Consider the following 18,509-nt stretch of genomic DNA (forward strand, 5'->3'; position numbering starts at 1 on the left):
TCGGACCGGAAGTGGCCGGTCGGCGGGACCAGGACGAAGGACGCAGGGCCGGGGCGAAGGTCACCTGGTCCGGGCCGAAGGTCGCGGGGCCGGACCGGAGGCCCCGGGCCGGGCGCGGCGGTACGCGGGCGTCGGCGCCCCGGCGGCCCCGGCCGCCCCCGCCACGGCCGGCCGGGCCCTCACCCCTTCCGCAGCAACGTGACCACCGCCGCGCCGCCCAGCCCGATGTTGTGCGCGAGGCCGACGCGCGCGCCGGGCACCTGACGGGCGCCCGCCGTTCCGCGTAGCTGCCACACCAGCTCGGCGGCCTGGGCCAGGCCGGTTGCGCCGAGCGGGTGGCCCTTGGAGATGAGGCCGCCGGACGGGTTGACCACCCACCGGCCGCCGTGGGCCGTGGCACCGTCCTCGGCCAGCTTGCCGGACCCGCCGTCGGCGCACATGCCGAGCGCCTCGTACGTCAGCAGTTCGTTGACCGAGAAGCAGTCGTGCAGCTCGATCACGTCCACGTCCTCGATGCCGAGGCCGCTCGCCTCGTACGCCTGCCGGGCGGCCGCCCGGGACATCGGGCGGCCGACGACGTCGATGCAGGACCCGGAGGCGAAGCTGTCCCGCGTGTCCGTCGTCATGGCCTGCCCGGCGATCTCCACCGCCCGGCCGGCCAGGCCGTGTTCGCGGACGAACCGTTCGGAGGCGACGACGACGGCGGCCGAGCCGTCCGAGGTCGGTGAGCACTGGAGCTTGGTCAGCGGCCGGTGGACGGTCCGGGCGGCGAGGATCTCCTCGATCGTGTACACGTCCTGGAACTGGGCGTTCGGGTTGTCCGCCGAGTGCCGGTGGTTCTTGGCGCCGACCGCGGCGAGCTGCCGTTCGGTGGTGCCGTACCGGTCCATGTGCTCGCGTGCGGCGTTGCCGAAGATCTGGGCGGTGGGCGGGGTCGTCCCGAAGCCGTGGGCCGCGGCCATCACGCCGTAGTGGCGGGCCACCGGGGAGGCCGCGAAGTCACCGCTGTCCGCGCCGCCGCCGAGCGCGCCGCGTTTCATCTTCTCGAAGCCGAGGGCCAGTACGCAGTCGTTGAGGCCGGAGGCCACGAACTGCCGGGCCATCATCAGCGCGGTGGCGCCGGTCGCGCAGTTGTTGTTGACGTTGTAGACGGGGATGCCGGTCAGGCCCAGTTCGTAGACGGCGCGCTGGCCGGCCGTGGACGCCTGGTAGCAGTAGCCGACCGATGCCTGTTCCACGGCGCTGTACGGAATTCCCGCGTCGGCGAGGGCCGTGCCGCACGCTTCCCCGGCCATGCCCCAGTACTGCCGGTCGCGGGTTTCCGGCTTCTCGAACCTCGTCATCCCCACGCCGATGATGTACGCCTTGCCGGCCATGTCCGTCCTCCTCCTCGGAGCGTCCCCGGGGCCCTGGTGTCCGGGCACCCGGGCTCAGATCAGCGGGCGCGGCTCCGGGTCCCTGGGCAGGCCGAGCAGCCGCTCCGCGACGACGTTGAGCTGCACCTGCGTCGTACCGCCCGCGATCGTCAGGCAGCGCGACATCAGGAAGCCGTGCAGGGCGCGTTCCGCTTCGCCCTCGCCCGTCGCGCCCTCCGGGCCGAGGAGTTCGAGGGCCAGCTCGGCGACCTTCTGCTGGTGCGCGGTCTGCACCAGCTTGCGGATGCTGGCACCGGCGCCCGGTTCCCGGCCCGCCACCTGCTGGAGGGTGGTGCGCAGCCCGATGCAGGCCAGCGCGTGCGCCTCGGCGGCCAGCGCGCCCACCCGCTCGCGGACCGCGCCGTCCAGCCCTGCGGTCCGCTCGATCAGCGCCTCCAGGCCGGTGCCGAAGGTCACCTGGTCGGCCATGTGGACGCGCTCGTTGCCGAGGGTGTGCCGGGCCACCTTCCAGCCGTCGTCCACCTCGCCCACCACCGCGTCGGCCGGCAGCAGGACGTCGTCGAAGTACACCTCGCTGAAGAGCGCGTCACCGGTGATCTCCCGCAGCGGCCGCACCTCGATGCCGGGTGCCGACATGTCGACCAGGAAGAAGGTCAGGCCCTGGTGCTTCGGCGCCTCCGGGGACGTCCGGGCGAGCAGGATGCCGTACCCCGCCCACTGGGCCGCCGACGTCCACACCTTCTGGCCGTTGACCCGCCAGCCCCCGTCCACCCGCTCGGCCCGGGTCCGCAGGGCCGCCAGGTCGGACCCGGCCTCCGGCTCGGAGAAGAGCTGGCACCACAGCCGGTCGCCGCGGAGCGTCGGCAGCAGGTGGCGCTCCTTCTGCTCCGGCGTCCCGTAGGTGATCAGGGAGGGCACCACCCAGGTGGCGATCCCCAGGTCGCTGACCCGGACCCCCGCGTCCCGCAGTTCCCGCTGGACGGCCAGTTGCTGTACAGGGCCGGCGCCCAGACCGTACGGGGCGGGCAGATGCGGCGCCGCGTACCCGGTGGGCGCCAGCTCGCGCCGTACGGCTCCGGGGTCCAGGCCGTGCACCTTCGCGATCACCGCACGGGCCTGCTCGCGGTACCGGGCCGCCTCCCGCGACCGCTCCGCCGGCAGGTCCGTGCGCAGCTCGCGCCGGGCGCCTCCGGCGCCGTACCCGGCCGCCCGCAGCCGGTGCTCCGCGCCGGCGCCCAGCAGTTGGCGGGCCACGGTCGCCCGCCGCAGGTACAGGTGCGCGTCGTGCTCCCAGGTGAAGCCGATGCCGCCGAGGATCTGGATGCAGTCCTTGGCGCAGGAGAAGGCGGCGTCCAGGGCGGTGGCGGCGGCCAGCGCGGCGACCATGCCACGGACCGGCAGGGCCTCGTCCGCCGCGCGCGCCGCGTCCCACGCCAGGGCGCGGGCCTGCTCGACGCGTACGAGCATGTCCGCGCAGAGGTGCTTGACCGCCTGGAACTGGCCGATCGGCCGCCCGAACTGCTCGCGTACGCGGGCGTGCTCGGCGGCGGTGTGCAGGGCCCGGTCCGCCGTACCGCACGCCTCGGCCGCGAACAGCGTCGCGGCCAGGTCCCGTACGAGGGCGGAGTCGATGTCCAGCACCCGGGCGGCCGGGACCGTGACGCCCTCGGCCGACACGCGCGCGGCGGGGCGGGTCGGGTCGGCGGCGGACGGCACCTGTACGGAGAGCGTGTCGGCGTCGACGGCGAGCCAGAGGGTGCGGGGCGGCGGGGCGACCGCGTCCGGGGGACCGGCCGGTGCCGACGCTTCCGCCGATGCCGCCGGTTCCGCCGGTTCCGCCGGTTCCGCCGCCAGGACGATCAGGTCGGCGTCGCCGCCGCCGAGGACGGGCGGGGCGGTGCCGTCCAGCACATACCCGCCCGCCGTCCCGGCCGCGCGGAGCGTGCCCGCGCCGAGTGCGACGGCACCGATGCGTTCACCGGTGGCCAGTGCGCGCGCCAGGTCGGGGGCGCCGCCGCGCAGCAGCAGCTCGGAGGTGAGCACGCTGGGCAGGTACGGGCCGGGCAGCGTGGCACGGCCGGCCTCCTCCAACACGACGGCGAGGTCGAGCAGTTCGCCGCCGCCACCGCCGCACTCCGCCGGCAGGTGCGGCCCGAGCAGGCCCATCTCGGCGAGCCCGTCCCAGTACGCGGGGCGCCCGCGCCGGCCGGGCCCGGCGTCGAGCAGCTTGCGCACCTCCTCCGGAGGCACGGCCCGGGCCGCCCAGCCCCGTACCGCCTCGGCCAGCTCCCCTTGCTCCGGTGTGATTCCGATGCCCATGCCGGGCAGACTAGAACACGTTGCAAACTGACGGTAGGTCAGATCGGGCACGGGAAGGGCCCGTCCCGGGTGGGCCGGTCGGCCCTGCCTCGGGCCGTACGGCCGGCCGTACGGCGCCGCCGTCCGGGCAGCGCCACCGCCGCACGGCACCAGCGGCCGCACGGCACCCGGCACCACCCGGCCGCCGAACTCCCGCACCACCGGATTCCCCGCGGCCTGCAACACCTCCGCATTCCCGTACTCCGGAATTCACCGCCCCATTCCCCACCGTCCCGCCACCCCGCCACCCGTCTTCCCCGGCGCGCCACCGAACGCCCGCCCACCCGACCGTCCCGCGCATTACCGGCACGTACGATCCGTCGTTATGAGTCACCGCCGTACTCCGGTGACCGTACGACCGAGGAGGAATCCCCATGGCCGCCGCGAACACCCCCAAGCCGGAGATACTCGCCGCATTCGAGGCGGCAAAAGGGTTCATGCCGGTCGACGAAGGACTGGCCCTTTACGAAGCCGCCGGTGAGGCCGCGGCACTGGGGATGCCGCTCGTCGAGGTCGGCACCTATTGCGGGCGCTCCACGATTCTGCTCGCCGACGCCGCGCGCGCGGCGGGCGTGACGGCCGTCACCGTCGACCACCACCGCGGCAGCGAGGAGCAGCAGCCCGGCTGGGAGTACCACGACCCGACCGTGGTCGACCCCGAGGTGGGCCTGATGGACACCCTGCCCGCCTTCCGCCGCACGCTGTACGCGGCCGGGCTGGAGGACCACGTCGTCGCCCTGGTGGGCCGCTCCCCGCAGGTCGCCGCGCTCTGGAACACCCCCGCCGGCCTGGTCTTCATCGACGGCGGCCACACCGACGAGCACGCCACCGCCGACTACGAGGGCTGGGCGCCGCACGTCGCGCCCGGCGGGCTGCTCGTCATCCACGACGTCTTCGCCGACCCGGCGGACGGCGGCCAGGCCCCGTACCGCGTCTACCGGCGCGCCCTGGAATCCGGCGCCTTCACCGAAATGTCGGTGCACGGATCGCTGCACGTACTGCGTCGTACCGGCGAAGGGCACTGACCCCGCCACTACGATCGCGATGTGACGAACGGCAGTACATTCCCCCCGCGCCGCCGTTTCGGCGGCACCCTCGTCGTCGTCCTGGCCGCACTGCTGGCCGCCTGCGCGGCGGGCTGGCTGATCTGGCGGTCCGCGAGCGGGCACGGCGGCGACAAGCCGCCCAAGGCCCTGCCCGCCGCGAGCCCGGCCTCCCCCGACGGCCGGCCCGGCACGGACGGCGCACACGGCGAGGACGGCACCCCCGGCGACGGCGGAGCGGACAGAACGGACGGCGGCGACGGAACGGACGGAGACCGGGACGGCAAGGGGGACCAGGCCGGGCCCGGCGGCCGCGCCGGAGCCCGGCTCCAGGGCAAGGTCGTCCTCCTCGACCCCGGCCACAACCCCCACAACCGCGACCACACCCGCGAGATCGCCCGCCAGGTGGACGTCGGCAACGCCCGCAAGGAGTGCGACACCACCGGCACCTCCACCAACGACGGCTACGCCGAGGCGTCCTTCACCCTCGACGTGGCGCGCCGCGCCCGTACCCTCCTCCAGGCGGAGGGCGCGAAGGTCGTCTTCACCCAGGACGGCGACCGCCCGTACGGCCCGTGCGTCGACGAGCGGGCCCGCGCCGGGAACGAGGCGAAGGCCGACGCCGCGGTGTCCGTGCACGCCGACGGGGCGGGCGACGGCAACCGCGGCTTCCACGTGATCCTGCCCGCGCGGGTCACCGCGGGCGCGGCGGACACCTCCGCCATCGTCGGCCCGTCCCGGCAGCTCGGCGAACGGCTGGCGGGCCGCTTCGTGGCGGCCACCGGGAGCGCGCCCGCCAATTACCTGGGCGGCGGGACCGGGTTGGTCGTCCGGTCCGACCTCGGCGGCCTCAACCTCTCCAGCATTCCCAAGGTGTTCCTGGAGTGCGGCAATATGCGCGATCCGAAGGACGCCGCGCAATTGACCGATCCGCAATGGCGGGAAAAGGCGGCCCGCGGGATCGCCGAGGGCATTACGGGGTTCCTGACCCGGTAGCGGCCGACGCCGATACCGACTCGATACCTGACCGATACCGACAAGACGGCCCACAGGATCCGGCGGTAGGTTCCCCCTTACGATGGGGGGCCACCCCGTGCCTCGCCACGCGCCCACCAGCGCTTACGGCAGCGACAGCGAAGACCAGAACACCGGAACCGACAAAGGACCCTTACGTGAACATCCGCTCCCTCACTAGAGGCGACGGCGTGGTGATCGGAGCAGCGGTGTTGCTGTTCATCGCCTCGTTTCTCGACATCAGCTCGTACGACGGATCCGACTGCACCGGCAGCTTCTGCCCGAAGATCACGTCCACGAACGCCTGGGACTCGCTGTCCCTGCTGATGGGCATGTTCCTGGCCGGCGTGATCGCCGCCGCCCTGATCGTGGTGGCCCGCGCCCTGCCGCAGCCGCTGAAGGTCGCGGGGCTCGACCTCGGGCAGTTCGGCGTCGCGTGGACCGTGTTCGTCGCCTGGTTCGCCTTCTGGACGACGGTCAACAGCAGTGGCGCGGGCGCCGGCCTGATCCTCGGCCTGATCGCCGCGCTCGTCCTGGCCGCCGCGGCCGTGGCCACCCCGCTGGTACCGGCCCTGAAGGCCGGCCTCGTCCCGGCCCCGCGGCCGCAGACCCCGTCCCCGTACGGCGCCGCTCCGGGCCAGGGGTACGGCTACCCCGGCGCCCACCAGCAGCAGCCGGGCCACGGCGGGTACGGCTACCCGGGCGTCCAGCAGCCCGGCCAGGGCCAGCCGCAGCCGGGGCAGGCCCAGCCCGGCCCGCAGTCGTACGGCGGGCAGCAGCCCTCCCCGGCCGCCGCGCAGCAGCCCGCGCCCGCCGCGGACTTCGCGCCGTTCTGGTTCGCGGTGCCGGTGGCGCGCCCGCTGTACGGCGAGGACGGCGCGCCCACGCCGATCGCCGAACTGGCGCCCGGTACGTGGTACCTCGCCGTGGACCAGCGGGGCCAGGCGCTCATCGCGCAGACGCAGGACGGGCGCCGCGGCGTCCTCCAGGACACGACCGGCATCCAGCGCGGCTGACACCGGCCGCCGCCCGCACCGCACGGCCCCTCCCCCGTTCCTTCCGGGTGAGGGGCCGTCGCCGTATCCGCCCTTCCTTTCGCCCCTCGCCCCTCATACAGTGCTCCGACCGCCCACCGGACCTGACCACCCGTCACCTGGCTCCGTGTCCCTCCCAGTCCGTCCCAGAAGGGGCTCATCATGCGACTCGGCCTGGCACTCGGCTACTGGGGCCGCGGCCCCGACCCCCGGCACGTCGAGCTCGCCCAGGAGGCCGAACGGCTGGGCTACGACTCCGTGTGGACCGCGGAAGCCTGGGGTTCCGACGCCTTCACCACCCTCACCTGGATCGCCGCCCGCACCACCCGGGTCAGGCTGGGCACCGCCATCGCCCAGATGGCCGCCCGCACCCCCACCGCCACCGCGATGCAGGCCCTCACCCTGGACCACCTGTCCGGCGGCCGGATGCTGCTCGGACTCGGCCTCTCGGGGCCGCAGGTGGTCGAGGGCTGGTACGGCCGCCCGTTCCCCGCGAGTCCGCTCACCGCCACCCGCGAATACGTGGACATCGTCCGCCAGGTGCTGCGCCGGGAGGCCCCGGTCACCCTCGACGGCCGCTTCCACCCGCTCCCCTACCGCGGCCCCGACAGCACCGGCCTCGGCAAGCCCCTCAAGCCCATCACCCACCCCCGCCGCTCCGGCCTCCCCGTCCTCCTCGGTGCCGAGGGCCCCAAGAACATCGCCCAGACCACGCGCATCGCCGACGGCTGGCTCCCGCTGTACTGGTCCCCGTACCGCACCGACGCCTACGAGGCGTCCCTCGCCGACGCCCCTGAGGGCTTCCTCGTCGCCCCGATGGCCCGCGCCCGGCTCTGCGACGACGTGGCCGAGGGCCTGCTCCCGGTCAAGGCCATGCTCGCCTTCTACATCGGCGGCATGGGCCACGCCTCCCGCAACTTCCACGCGGACCTGATGTCCCGCATGGGCCACGAGGAAGCGGCCCACCGCGTCCAGGACCTCTTCCTCCAGGGCCGCCGCGACGAGGCCGTCCACGCCGTCCCCGACACCTTCGCCGACGACATCTCCCTCGTCGGCCCCCGCCCCCGCCTGGCCGACCGCCTCACCGCCTGGCGCGAGGGCCCGGTGACGGACCTCCTCGTCACGGCCCCCGACCTGAAGACACTGCGGGTACTGGCGGAGCTGAACGGCTGACCCCACCGCACGCCACACACGAGCGGGTGAATCGGGTTGTCGGTGGGTCAGCCGACCCGCCGGACAGGGCTCGCCGAGGACGAGACCGAGCGGATCGAGGGGGCGGCACCGTGCCGACGCTGCCGTCGCTGCGCCGGCTGACGGGCGCCCTCGATGCGCAGCTCGATCTGTCCGTCGACTCGGACGAGATGTCACTGTCCTTCGTCCCGCACACCGCCTGACACGAGGCGGCCAGCGCCCGTCACATCAGCCGAACACCGCCATCCCCAGCCACTCCTCCAGGAACGCCCGGTCCCCCGTGACCTCGATGCCCGGTGTGTCGACCGGGAGGCGGCGGTAGTAGACGCGGAGGAGATCGGCGGCGGGGCCCTGGAGGGTGGTGGTGGCCGGTTCGGTGGAGTGGCGGTAGGCGGGGGCGGTGCCGGTGAAGTCGAGGAGCCAGTCAGCGGGGGCGCCGGGCGGGGTGTCGGTCGCGTGCAGGCGGAGGGTGCGGTCGCCGCCGAGGAGGGTGGTGAGCGGGTGGTCGGGCCGGAGGGTGGGGAGCAGGCACATCAGCTGCGACCACTCCTCTATGGTGTCGGCGGCCACCTCCGGGTCGAGGGGGAAGGCGGCGCCCGTGGTGGCGGCCGCGTCCGCCCGGTGGACGATCGTCTCGTGGGTCATCCGGCGGGGCCAGAAGCCGGAGGGCTGCCCCGGGGCCCAGGCCCAGACCGGCGCGTCGGGGCCCGCCTCGCGCATCGCCCCGGCGGCCAGCCGTGCGCCTTCGTCGAGCCAGGCGTCCAGGGCCGCCGGGTCGTCGGCGGACGGGCCTCGGCCCTCCGGGACCGCCTCGTAGGCCACCATCTCGGTGGCCCGGGTCCGTACGGTCATGGCGGCCCAGCGGTAGGCGCCACCGACGTGCCGGACGAGGTCTTCCAGGGTCCAGTCCGGGCAGGTCGGTACGGTCGCCTTCAGGTCGGCGCCCCGGATGGTCTGCCGGAACCGGTCGGCCTCCACGAGGACTTCGGCACAGTAGCGGTCGTGGTCGAGTGTTCCGTTCATGGTCGTCATGGACCGCACAGTAGCGGCTGAGAGCGGTGGATGCCTCCGTTTATTGTGGAACGGAGGGCGCGGAGCGGGGAGTTGTTTATCACGGGTCGGCGCGGCTACCCGGGGGTCATGTCCAGGAGACACCGGTACGGAAGCAGTCACGCGGCCACGGCCGTCACCGTCGTCGCGGACGTCATGGCCGTCATCCTCGGCCTGTGGATCGCGATGTACCTGCTCGACGCGAACCGCGCCAACGACCTGGTGCACTTCGTCCAGGGCGCGGCGCGGTGGCTGGCGGGCTGGTCCTACAACCTCTTCACCTTCGACGCCGACTGGCTGCGGACGCTGCTGAACTACGGGCTGCCCGCGCTCGTGTACCTGTTCGTCGGGCACGCGCTGGCCGCCCGTATCCGGCGGATCGAGCGGTGAGGAGGGGCGGCCCCGGGGCGCCCCTCCGTACCCGTCAGGCGCAGCAGTCGGGGTCCAGCCCCGTCGGCAGGCGTTCGCCGCCGAAGACGGCGGTGGTGGCCTCGTCTCCCCCCAGCGCGGCCACGGCCAGCAACATCGATCCGGCCGTCCAGGAGGTCTGCTCCTCGGGCCAGACCGCGTCGTCGTCGAAGACGTAGCCGGTCCAGTACATGCCGTTGTCGGCGCGCAGGTGCTGGACCCACTTGAGGATCTGCACGGCGCGGTCGGACTCGCCCATCGCCCAGAGCGCCAGGGCCAGTTCGGCGCTCTCGCCGCCGGTGACCCACGGGTTGGGCAGGACGCAGCGCACGCCGAGGCCGGGGACCACGAAGTCTTCCCAGGCGGACTCGATGCGGTCCTTGGCGGCGGTGCCGCGCAGGGCGCCGCCGAGGACCGGGTAGTACCAGTCCATGGAGTAGCGCGCCTTGTCGAGGAAGCGTTCGGGGTGGTGCCGGACGGCGTGGCCGAGCCGCCCGAGGGCCAGTTCCCAGTCGGGCTGGGGCTCTTCGCGCTGTTCGGCGAGGGCGAGGGCGCAGCGCAGGGCCTGGTAGACCGAGGAGGAGCCGGTCAGCAGGGCGTCGGTGACGGGTGTGCCGTCGTCCTCGCGCTTCCAGCCGATCTCGCCGCCGGGCTGCTGGAGTTCCAGGACGAACTCGATGGCCGCGTACACGGCGGGCCACATGCGGTCGACGAAGGTGTCGTCGCCGGTGGACAGGTAGTGGTGCCAGACGCCGACGGCGAGGTACGCGCAGAAGTTGGTCTCGCGGCCGCGGTCGGTGGGGGCGGCGGCGTCCCCGTCGGCGTAGGCCGCGTACCAGGAGCCGTCCGGGTTCTGGTGCCGGGCCAGCCAGTCGTACGCGGCCTCGGCGCGCTCGTGCTCACCGGCCGCGTCCAGGGCCATGGCGGCCTCGGTGTGGTCCCACGGGTCGAGGTGGTGGCCGCGGAACCAGGTGATGGCGCCGTCCTCGCGCTGGGCCGCCAGGATGCCGGCGACCGTGCGGGCCGCCTGTTCGGCGGTCAGCACTCCGGGCAGGACCAGGCGTTCGGTACGTCCTGGTGTGGTCACTTGGCGGCCCCGGCGGCGGCAGCGTCGGTAGCAGCGGCGGCGTCCCCGGCGGTCGGGCCGGCGGCCTGGGCCGGCAGGTGCGGCTTGGTGGCGTACGCGACGAAGCTCTTGCCGATGACCGGGTTGAGCAGCTGCTCGGCCATCCGCGTGGCCAGCGGCTTCTTCATGATGTCCCAGACCAGCAGCTTGTGGTACGCCTTGACCGGCAGCGCCTGGTCGTTGTCGACGCCGAAGGCGCACTTGAGCCACCAGTAGGGGCTGTGCAGCCCGTGCGCGTGGTGGGTGCCGTACGGCTTCAGGCCCGCCTCGCGCATCTTGCCGAGGAGTTCGTCGGCCTTGTAGATGCGGATGTGGCCGCCCTCGACCTCGTGGTACGCGTCGCTCAGCGCCCAGCAGACCTTCTCCGGACCGTAGCGCGGGACGGTCACCGCGATCCGCCCGCCGGGCCGCAGCACCCGCACCATCTCGGCGAGCACCCCCTTGTCGTCGGGGATGTGCTCCATGACCTCGGAGATGATGACGACGTCGAAGCTCTCGTCGGGGAACGGCAGGGCCAGCGCGTCGCCCTCCATGGCGGTGGCGGTGGCGCCCGCGGGGGCCTCCCCGGCCTCCTTCATCGCGGCGAACCACTTGGCGACCTCGCGGATCTCCTCGGCGTTCTGGTCGAGCGCCACGACCTGCGCGCCGCGCCGGTAGCACTCGAAGGCGTGCCGGCCCGCGCCACAGCCCAGGTCCAGGACGCGGTCGCCCTGCGCCAGCGGGAATCGGGAAAAGTCGACGGTCAGCAAGGGCTCTCTGCTTTCGTCCTGGGGGGGGGAAGCCGGGGCGGGTTAAGCCCGGCGGCGGCGGGTCCTGGCGGTGGTCGTGACGGTGGTGGTCGTGACGGTGGTGGTGGTCGGTGCCCGTCCGGGCCGCATCAGGCGCGGCCTGCGGGGGCCGGGGCGGACGCGGTGGCGCGGCGGGTGCGTGCGGCGCGCCCGCGCGGGTTCTGCAGGGCGATGGCCTCCCGGTAGCGCTCGGCGGTGCCGATGGCGGCCTGGCGCCAGGTGAAGCGGGCGAGGACGCGTTCGCGTCCGGCGGCGCCGAGCCGGCGGCGCAGGTGGTCGTCGTCCAGCAGCCGGGTCAGCCCGGCGGCCAGCGCGTCCGCGTCGCCGGGCGGTACGGACAGACAGGTCTCGCCGTCCGGCCCGGCGACCTCGGGGATGGCGCCGCCGGTGGTGGCCAGCAGCGGCGTACCGGTGGCCATGGCTTCGGCGGCGGGCAGCGAGAAGCCTTCGTAGAGGGACGGGACGCAGGCGATCTGGGCGCCGCGGACCAGGTCCACGAGTTCGGTGTCGCTGATGCCCTTGACGAATTCGATGGCGTCGCCGAGGCCGTGCCGGGCGATGGCGGCGGCCACCGGGCCGTCGTCGGCGCGCTTGCCGACGACCACCAGGTGGGCCCGCGGGTTGCCGGTACGGACCTTGGCGAGGGCTTCGACCAGGTGGACGAGGCCCTTGAGGGGGACGTCGGCGCTGGAGGTGGTGACGATGCGGCCGGGGATCTCGGGGACCGACGGATCCGGCGAGAAGAGGTCGGTGTCGGCGCCGATGTGCACGACGTGGATCCGGCCGTCCCGTACGCCGAGGTGGTCCACGATCTCCTGGCGGGAGGAGCCGGAGACGGTCAGCACCGACGGCAGGCGGCGGGCGACGCGCTTCTGCATCCGGGTGAAGCCGTACCAGCGGCGGACCGAGGCGCGCCGCTTCCAGCCGTCGGCGGCGTCGAGGTCGAGCTGCCGGTCGACGGTGATGGGGTGGTGGATGGTGGTGACCAGGGGCGCGCCGAGGTCGCCGAGCAGGCCGTAGCCGAGGGTCTGGTTGTCGTGCACGACGTCGAAGTCGCCGCGGCGGGCGGCGAGGTGGCGGCGGGCGCGCAGGGAGAAGGTGAGCGGTTCGGGGAAGCCGCCGGTCCACATGGTGCCGACCTCGACGGCGTCGATCCAGTCCCGGTACTCGCCGCGCTTCGGCGTGCGGAAGGGGTCGGGCTGCCGGTAGAGGTCGAGGCTGGGCAGTTCGGTGAGGGTGACGCCGCCCCCGGACTCCGTCCGGACGGTGTCCGCGTCGTCGAGGACCGGGTACGGCTGGGCGCCGATCACTTCGACGGTGTGGCCGAGGCGGGCCAGTTCGCGGGAGAGGTGGCGGACGTAGACGCCCTGACCACCGCAGAACGGGTTGCCCTTGTAGGTCAGCAGGGCGATGCGCAGGGGGCGGTCGCCGTCCGGCCCGGCGGAGGCGGCGGGGGCCTCGGCGGGGTGCTGCGCGGCTGCCTGGACGGCCTCGGCGGACACTCTCGGCCCCCTTCTCGCTGGACTTTCGCCGGAGCGTAACCGCTGGCGCTAATCTAGAACAAGTTTCAGTACGGTTCGGCCGCGGCCGGCCGGCGGCACCCGCGGGCCACGGCGGCCGGCAGGCTACTGATCAGTTCAAGGAGCTTCGAATCTACCGGCCGGAAACCCGGCGGAAAGAGCCGCACCAGGTGATTCGCGCCACCACCTGCGCCCCTGCCATGCTGTGCCGATCGCAGGACCGGTACGCGCCGCACCGCGGACGGACTGTCACGGAATGGGACATATGACTACGGACTCCACAGCGGCCGGAGCGGCACTCCCTCCCAGTCCGCCCCTGACCGCACGTCAGGAGGCCCGGCGCCGCCGCATCCTGCACGCCAGTGCCCGGCTGGCGGGCCGCGGCGGGTTCGACGCCGTGCAGATGCGCGAGGTCGCCGAGTCGTCGGACGTGGCGCTCGGCACCCTCTACCGGTACTTCCCCTCCAAGGTGCACCTGCTCGTGGCGACCATGCAGGACCAGTTGCGGCACATGCACGAGACGCTGCGCAAGCGCCCGCCGACGGAGCGGGAGCCGGGCGCCCGGGTGGCGCAGACCCTGATGCGGGCCTTCCGGGCGCTCCAGCGCGAGCCGCAGCTGGCGGACGCGATGGTGCGCGCCCTGACGTTCGCCGACCGCTCGGTCAGCCCGGAGGTGGACACCGTCTCCCGGCTCACCACCGCGATCATCCTGGACGCGATGGGGCTGGACGGCGCGCCGACGCCGGAGCAGCTCTCCGCCGTCCGGGTCATCGAGCACACCTGGCACTCGGCGCTGATCACCTGGCTCTCCGGGCGCGCCTCGATCGCCCAGGTGAAGATCGACATCGAGACCGTCTGCCGGCTCATCGACCTCACCGCGCCGCAGCCCCGCGCCTGACGTAAAGGCTACGAACGGGTAACCCCTGACGTGGCGCATTCGGGGCGCGCACTCCCCCAACGCGCGCCCCCACGCCTCCGCTTGGCCAATTCTCCGGGTCCATGACAGCGGCATTGCCGGTATGAATTCCGGGTACTCGCAACGGTGCCGGTACGCGGGGTCTTGGAGGGGGACTGCAGTGATCCGGGTGCTACTCGTGCATGACATCTGTCTGTTCCGGTGGGCATTGGCAGAGGTGCTCGACCGGGAGAACGACATCGACGTCTCCGCCGCCACCACCCGTGACGCGGCGGAACGGGTGCGCGCCGTGCGCCCCGACGTCTGTGTGGTGGACGCGGAGAGCCCGGAGCCCACCGGGTCAGGCATATTGCGCAAGTTATCCAAACTCGCGAAAGGGAAAGGCCCGGGGAAATCACCGGCCCTGCTGGTACTGGGCTCGGCACACCGGCCGGGCCCGCTGCGCCGGGCGTTCGAGGCGGAGGCCCTCGGATACGTCGACAAGGAGGCCTCACCGGTGCAGCTGACCACCGGGATACGGCAGGTGGCGGCGGGGAAACGGTTCATCGACGGATCGCTGGGCTTCGGCTTCCTGCAGGCCGCCGACATCCCGCTGACCCGCCGGGAACTGAGCGTGCTGTCACTGGCCGCCGAGGGCTCCTCGGTCTCCGAGATCGCCGGCGTCCTGCACCTGTCGGCCGGGACCGTGCGCAACTACATGTCCGCCATCACCCGCAAGACGGGTGCCCGCAACCGCGTCGACGCCATCCGCATCTCGCGCGGCGAGGGCTGGCTGTAGGGGGTGCCCGATGGAACAGGGGCGGACACGCCGCGGAGTCCGGCGCGGTGCGTCGCGAGGCGCCGGAGCGTCCTGACAGCGGAGCTATCGGGGCGTTTCGGCGACGCCGCGAGGTGCCGTGCCAGGCGTCGCGGCCCCGGCCCCGGCCCAGCGGGCACCCCCTGTCGGCGCGGCGGCCGGGGGCTCCTCGTGGGCCCACCCGCCCGCCAGCTCGCGGTAGAGCGCGGACCGCCGCAGCAGCTCGCCGTGCCGTCCCGTACGGACGTGCGTACCGTCCATCACCAGCACCCGGCCGGCCCGCAGCGCCGAACTGATGCGGTGCGCGACGACGATCAGCGTGCCGCCGGGCCGGGCCGCGAAGGCACGTTCGGCGCGGGCCTCGGCCTCCGGGTCCAGGTGGCAGGTCGCCTCGTCCAGGACCACCAGCGACGCCGGCGCGAGGTAGGCGCGCACCAGCGCGAGCAACTGGCGCTCCCCCGCGGACAGTTCGGCGGGGACGAGCATGGCGTCCGGCCCACCCAGGCGTGCCAGCAGCGCGCCCGCCCCGAGCTCGGCGGCGGCCGCCAGGAGGTCGGCGTCCGGGACCCGGCCGCCGGGACACAGGTAGGCCAGGTTCTCCCGTACGGTGCCGGAGAAGACGTACGCCTCCTGCGGTACGAGCACCCGGTCCGCGGTGGCGGGGCGGCGGACCTCGCCGCTGCCGGGCTCCAGCATGCCCGCGACCAGCGCGGCGAGGGTGGACTTGCCGATGCCGCTCGGGCCGACGACGGCCAGGTGCCCGCCGGCCGGCACGGTCAGGTCCAGGTTGCGCACGACCGGGTCGGCGTGCGGGCCGTACGCGAAGGTCACACCGGCGAGTTCGACGGCGTACCCGTCGCGGGGCGTACGGTGCGGCCCGGCGTCCGCCGCGCCGGTGGCCGGTTCGGCGGTGAGGCGGCGCAGCACCACACCCAGGCGGGTGCCGGCCGTACCGAGTCCGTGCATCAGGCTCTGCAGCGCGGGCAGCAGCGACTGTGTGAGGTACGCGAGGGCGCCCACCAGCGCGCCGGGCGTCACCCCACGGTCGAGCAGCCAGGGCGCGGCGAGCAGCAGCAGGACGATGGGCAGCCGGCCGCTGATGCCGAGGGCGAGCACCCGGCTCACGCTCCAGCGGGCCAGGGCGCGGGACGCCCGCAGTTCGGCGTCGAAGCGTTCGCCCGCCGCGGCGGCCACGGTCCGCTCCGCGCCGGCCGCGGTGATGTCGCGCAGCCCGCCGACCGCCGTACCGGTCTCCGTGGCGATGGCCTCGTCCGCGGCGAGGAACGTCTCCTGCCGCCGGGCCATCGGCCGCAGCGCCCCGGCGAACAGCGCCAGGCCGAGCACCAGCGGCGGCACCACCAGCAGCAGGAGTACGGGCGCGAGCGAGCACAGGCCGACCAGCGCGCCGGCGGTGACGAAGACGAACGAGCGGGACACCAGCACCAGTCCGGCGAAGGTGTCGCGGGCGATCTCGACCTGGTGGGTGAGCCGGGAGACCGCCGCGCCGTCCGGGGCGTACAGCCCGCGGGCGACGACCTTGCGCACCAGGGTGTCGCGCAGCGGTTCCACCAGGTCGGCCACGGCCCCGTAGACCCGGGCCGTGCCGTACGCGCCGGCGCCGACGCAGACCGCCGCGGCGGCCAGCCAGGCGGCGCCGACGACGGGGCTGCCGCGCAGGAACCCGTCGTCGATGGCGTGCGCGAGCGCGAACCCGAACAGGAACGTCTGCCCGGACTCGACCAGCGACCACCCCGCGAGCCGGGCCAGGACCGTACGCCGCCGCTTGAGGAAGCGCAGCCCGGACCGCCGCAGCGGGGCCCCCGGGACGACCCCCTGCCGCTGGGCTTCAGACATGCGCGGGCTCCTTCGGGGCCGAGGCGAACAGCGCCCGGTACGCGGGCAGCTCCCACAGTTCGGCGTGCGGCGCAAGGGCGCGAATCCGCCCGTCGTCGAGCCAGGCCACCAGGTCGGCGCGGGCGGCGGTGGCGGCGCGGTGCGCGATGACCATCCGGGTGGCGGCCTTGACGTCGTGCAGCAGGGCGCGGGTGACGTTCAGTTCGGTGACGGTGTCCAGGCTGGAGGTGGCGTCGTCGAGGACGAGCAGCCGCTCGGCGTGCGCGAAGGCGCGGGCCAGGCCGAGGCGCTGCGTCTCGCCGCCGGACAGCGGGGCGTCGGCGCACGGGGTCGCGTAGCCGTCGGGCAGCCGGTGGATGAACGGCGCGGCGCAGGCGGCTTCGGCGGCGGCCTCCACCTCCTCGCGCCCGGGGGCGTACGAGCCGAGCGTCAGCGTGTCGCGGAGGGTGGTGCCGAGGAGCGCCGGGCGTTCGAAGGCGTAGCCGACCGCGCGGCGCAGGGCGTCGTGCGACAGGTCGCGCAGCGGTACGTCGTCGAGGGTGATCATTCCGGAGTCGGGGTCGGCCAGCCGTCCGGCGACGGCGGCCAGCACGGACTTGCCGGTGCCGGAGCGGCCGACGACGGCGAGCGAGGTGCCGCCGGGCACGGTGAGGTCCAGGCCGCGCAGCACGGCGCGGTCACCGCGCCGCACGGTCACGCCGTGCAGCTTCAGCGTGCCGTCGCCCGTGCCGAGCTGCCGCCTCCCGTAGGGCATCGCGGGGACCTCCAGGGCCTCCGCGATGCGCCGGGCGGCGGCGCGGGCGTGCACCAGGCTGTTCAGCCGGCCGACGATCTGGCCGACGCCGGTGGCCAGCGCCGCGTAGCGGGAGGCCGCGAGCAGCGCGCCGACGGTCAGCGCGCCCTGTGACAGCCGGACACCCGCCACGCACAGCACGGCGATCTGGAGCAGCGGTACGAGCATGGCGGCCTGGGCCGTGGACCGTCCCAGGACGTGCCACATGCGGTGCCCGTGCCGGGCCAGGCCGGGCAGCGGGGCGAGGATGCGGGCGGCTTCGCGGCGCTGGGTGCCGGCGGCGGCGATGGTACGGGCGCCGCCGACCGCTTCGACCAGGCGTCCGGCCATGTCGCCCTGGCTCTCCTGGTACCGCCCGACGCAGTCGCCGGTGTCGCGCGCGAACGCGCGCAGCAGGAGGGCCAGCAGCGGCATGCCGAGAAGGAAGGCGACGGCGGTCCACACGTCCACCAGCGCGAGGGCGGCCAGCGCGCCGACCGGCGTGATGACGGCGGCGACGGAGGCGGCGAGGGCGGTGGGCGCGGTACCGGCGTGCGTGGCGTTGCCGACGACGCGGGTGACCAGGTCGCCGGTCCCGTACCGCTCGGTGGCGCGCGGTCCGGCGGCGAGCAGATGGTGGGTCAGGCGGCGGCGTATCCAGGCGGTGCCGCGGGCGTCGGTGGTGCCGGTGAGCAGCCCGTCGAGAGCGTCCAGCAGGACGATCAGACAGGTCAGGGCCGCGCAGAGGGTGAGCCAGCCGGCCGCGGGGCGGTGGTCGAGCAGCAGGTCGAGGGTGCGCCCGAGGGCGGCGGGCAGGGCCAGGCCGAGGCCGGCCGATGCGGCGGTGAGCAGCAGGAGCGCGGTGGCGCGCAGGGCACTGTGGCGCAGGGCGCCGGCCAGCAGCCGGTCGGCGGGGGTCACGGTCACAGCCTCTCGACGGGGTGTGCGTGCGGCCCGCGCAGGGGCCGCACGCACGTCCGGATCACAAGTCCCGGATCTGGGCTACCGGTTCAGGCATTCCGGCAGCGGTGTCCGACCGGTCAGGTCAGAGACACAGGACGATGCTGGCCTCGCTCCAGCAGAGCAGCAGGCTGGCCTCGCTGCCGCCACCGCCGCCGCCGTGCTCGGGAGCGTCCATCGCCTGGAGGTCGAGAAGCGCCATGACATTTTCCTCTCACTATGGGGACGTAGTCGTACTGGTGTTGCTGTGTTGCTGTGTTGCTGGTGGTGCTGTGTTGCGGGTGTTGCTGCGGTTCCGGGTGA

Annotated in this window: 16 protein-coding genes; 7 read left to right on the forward strand and 9 right to left on the reverse strand. The window is 74.1% G+C overall.

What is annotated here, in order from left to right:
- Nucleotides 1–179 precede the first annotated feature (179 nt).
- Both ACZ4QV_RS04575 and ACZ4QV_RS04580 read right to left on the reverse strand, forming a co-directional pair.
- Complete coding sequence (locus ACZ4QV_RS04575) at nucleotides 180–1,376, reverse strand: lipid-transfer protein (protein WP_361616794.1); 1,197 nt, start codon at nucleotides 1,374–1,376, stop codon at nucleotides 180–182.
- Between the two features lie 54 nt (nucleotides 1,377–1,430).
- On the reverse strand, nucleotides 1,431–3,695 hold the full coding sequence (locus tag ACZ4QV_RS04580; protein ID WP_467762572.1) for an acyl-CoA dehydrogenase: 2,265 nt from the start codon (nucleotides 3,693–3,695) through the stop codon (nucleotides 1,431–1,433).
- Nucleotides 3,696–4,108: 413 nt separating this feature from the next.
- Between ACZ4QV_RS04580 and ACZ4QV_RS04585 the strand changes: the two genes are divergently transcribed.
- The 4 genes from ACZ4QV_RS04585 to ACZ4QV_RS04600 all read left to right on the forward strand — a co-directional run bounded on the left by ACZ4QV_RS04585 (nucleotide 4,109) and on the right by ACZ4QV_RS04600 (nucleotide 7,998).
- The gene (locus ACZ4QV_RS04585) at nucleotides 4,109–4,759 is read left to right on the forward strand and encodes a class I SAM-dependent methyltransferase (protein WP_361586750.1); all 651 of its coding nucleotides are present in this window, start codon (nucleotides 4,109–4,111) and stop codon (nucleotides 4,757–4,759) included.
- A 21-nt stretch (nucleotides 4,760–4,780) separates the two neighbouring features.
- A complete protein-coding gene (locus ACZ4QV_RS04590) occupies nucleotides 4,781–5,773 on the forward strand; it encodes an N-acetylmuramoyl-L-alanine amidase (RefSeq protein ID WP_361143482.1) in 993 nt (330 codons plus the stop codon).
- A gap of 176 nt (nucleotides 5,774–5,949) precedes the next feature.
- On the forward strand, nucleotides 5,950–6,807 hold the full coding sequence (locus ACZ4QV_RS04595; protein WP_361143485.1) for a DUF5336 domain-containing protein: 858 nt from the start codon (nucleotides 5,950–5,952) through the stop codon (nucleotides 6,805–6,807).
- A gap of 180 nt (nucleotides 6,808–6,987) precedes the next feature.
- Entirely contained in the window at nucleotides 6,988–7,998 is a 1,011-nt protein-coding gene (locus tag ACZ4QV_RS04600; protein ID WP_361143488.1) for an LLM class F420-dependent oxidoreductase, read from the forward strand.
- A gap of 246 nt (nucleotides 7,999–8,244) precedes the next feature.
- Here the strand turns inward: ACZ4QV_RS04600 and ACZ4QV_RS04605 are convergent, their stop codons facing one another.
- Nucleotides 8,245–9,048 (reverse strand): maleylpyruvate isomerase N-terminal domain-containing protein, encoded by an 804-nt coding sequence (locus ACZ4QV_RS04605; RefSeq protein WP_361586743.1) that lies wholly within the window; start codon nucleotides 9,046–9,048, stop codon nucleotides 8,245–8,247.
- Between the two features lie 108 nt (nucleotides 9,049–9,156).
- Between ACZ4QV_RS04605 and ACZ4QV_RS04610 the strand changes: the two genes are divergently transcribed.
- A complete protein-coding gene (locus ACZ4QV_RS04610) occupies nucleotides 9,157–9,456 on the forward strand; it encodes a hypothetical protein (protein ID WP_361143494.1) in 300 nt (99 codons plus the stop codon).
- Nucleotides 9,457–9,490: 34 nt separating this feature from the next.
- Here the strand turns inward: ACZ4QV_RS04610 and ACZ4QV_RS04615 are convergent, their stop codons facing one another.
- The 3 genes from ACZ4QV_RS04615 to ACZ4QV_RS04625 all read right to left on the reverse strand — a co-directional run bounded on the left by ACZ4QV_RS04615 (nucleotide 9,491) and on the right by ACZ4QV_RS04625 (nucleotide 12,890).
- On the reverse strand, nucleotides 9,491–10,561 hold the full coding sequence (locus tag ACZ4QV_RS04615; protein ID WP_361143496.1) for a prenyltransferase/squalene oxidase repeat-containing protein: 1,071 nt from the start codon (nucleotides 10,559–10,561) through the stop codon (nucleotides 9,491–9,493).
- Nucleotides 10,558–11,349, reverse strand: a complete 792-nt coding sequence (locus ACZ4QV_RS04620) for a class I SAM-dependent methyltransferase (protein WP_361143499.1) — start codon at nucleotides 11,347–11,349, stop codon at nucleotides 10,558–10,560. The genes ACZ4QV_RS04615 and ACZ4QV_RS04620 overlap by 4 nt, the downstream gene beginning before the upstream one ends.
- Before the next feature lie 128 nt (nucleotides 11,350–11,477).
- Nucleotides 11,478–12,890: a glycosyltransferase family 4 protein gene (locus ACZ4QV_RS04625; protein ID WP_361586738.1), complete on the reverse strand. Its 1,413-nt coding sequence runs from the start codon at nucleotides 12,888–12,890 to the stop codon at nucleotides 11,478–11,480.
- A gap of 283 nt (nucleotides 12,891–13,173) precedes the next feature.
- Here ACZ4QV_RS04625 and ACZ4QV_RS04630 point away from each other — a divergent pair, with 283 nt between their 5' ends.
- Both ACZ4QV_RS04630 and ACZ4QV_RS04635 read left to right on the forward strand, forming a co-directional pair.
- Nucleotides 13,174–13,806, forward strand: coding sequence for a TetR family transcriptional regulator (locus tag ACZ4QV_RS04630; RefSeq protein WP_361586735.1), 633 nt, complete (start codon nucleotides 13,174–13,176; stop codon nucleotides 13,804–13,806).
- A 196-nt stretch (nucleotides 13,807–14,002) separates the two neighbouring features.
- Nucleotides 14,003–14,602 (forward strand): response regulator transcription factor, encoded by a 600-nt coding sequence (locus tag ACZ4QV_RS04635; protein WP_467762573.1) that lies wholly within the window; start codon nucleotides 14,003–14,005, stop codon nucleotides 14,600–14,602.
- A gap of 84 nt (nucleotides 14,603–14,686) precedes the next feature.
- Here the strand turns inward: ACZ4QV_RS04635 and ACZ4QV_RS04640 are convergent, their stop codons facing one another.
- The 3 genes from ACZ4QV_RS04640 to ACZ4QV_RS04650 all read right to left on the reverse strand — a co-directional run bounded on the left by ACZ4QV_RS04640 (nucleotide 14,687) and on the right by ACZ4QV_RS04650 (nucleotide 18,408).
- A complete protein-coding gene (locus ACZ4QV_RS04640; RefSeq protein ID WP_361586731.1) occupies nucleotides 14,687–16,474 on the reverse strand; it encodes an ABC transporter ATP-binding protein in 1,788 nt (595 codons plus the stop codon).
- Entirely contained in the window at nucleotides 16,467–18,173 is a 1,707-nt protein-coding gene (locus ACZ4QV_RS04645; protein WP_361586728.1) for an ABC transporter ATP-binding protein, read from the reverse strand. Before ACZ4QV_RS04645 ends, ACZ4QV_RS04640 begins: the two co-directional genes overlap by 8 nt.
- Before the next feature lie 118 nt (nucleotides 18,174–18,291).
- Nucleotides 18,292–18,408: a SapB/AmfS family lanthipeptide gene (locus ACZ4QV_RS04650; protein ID WP_063726143.1), complete on the reverse strand. Its 117-nt coding sequence runs from the start codon at nucleotides 18,406–18,408 to the stop codon at nucleotides 18,292–18,294.
- Nucleotides 18,409–18,509 lie beyond the last annotated feature (101 nt).

It is taken from the genome of Streptomyces sp. NPDC026394, assembly GCF_055567735.1.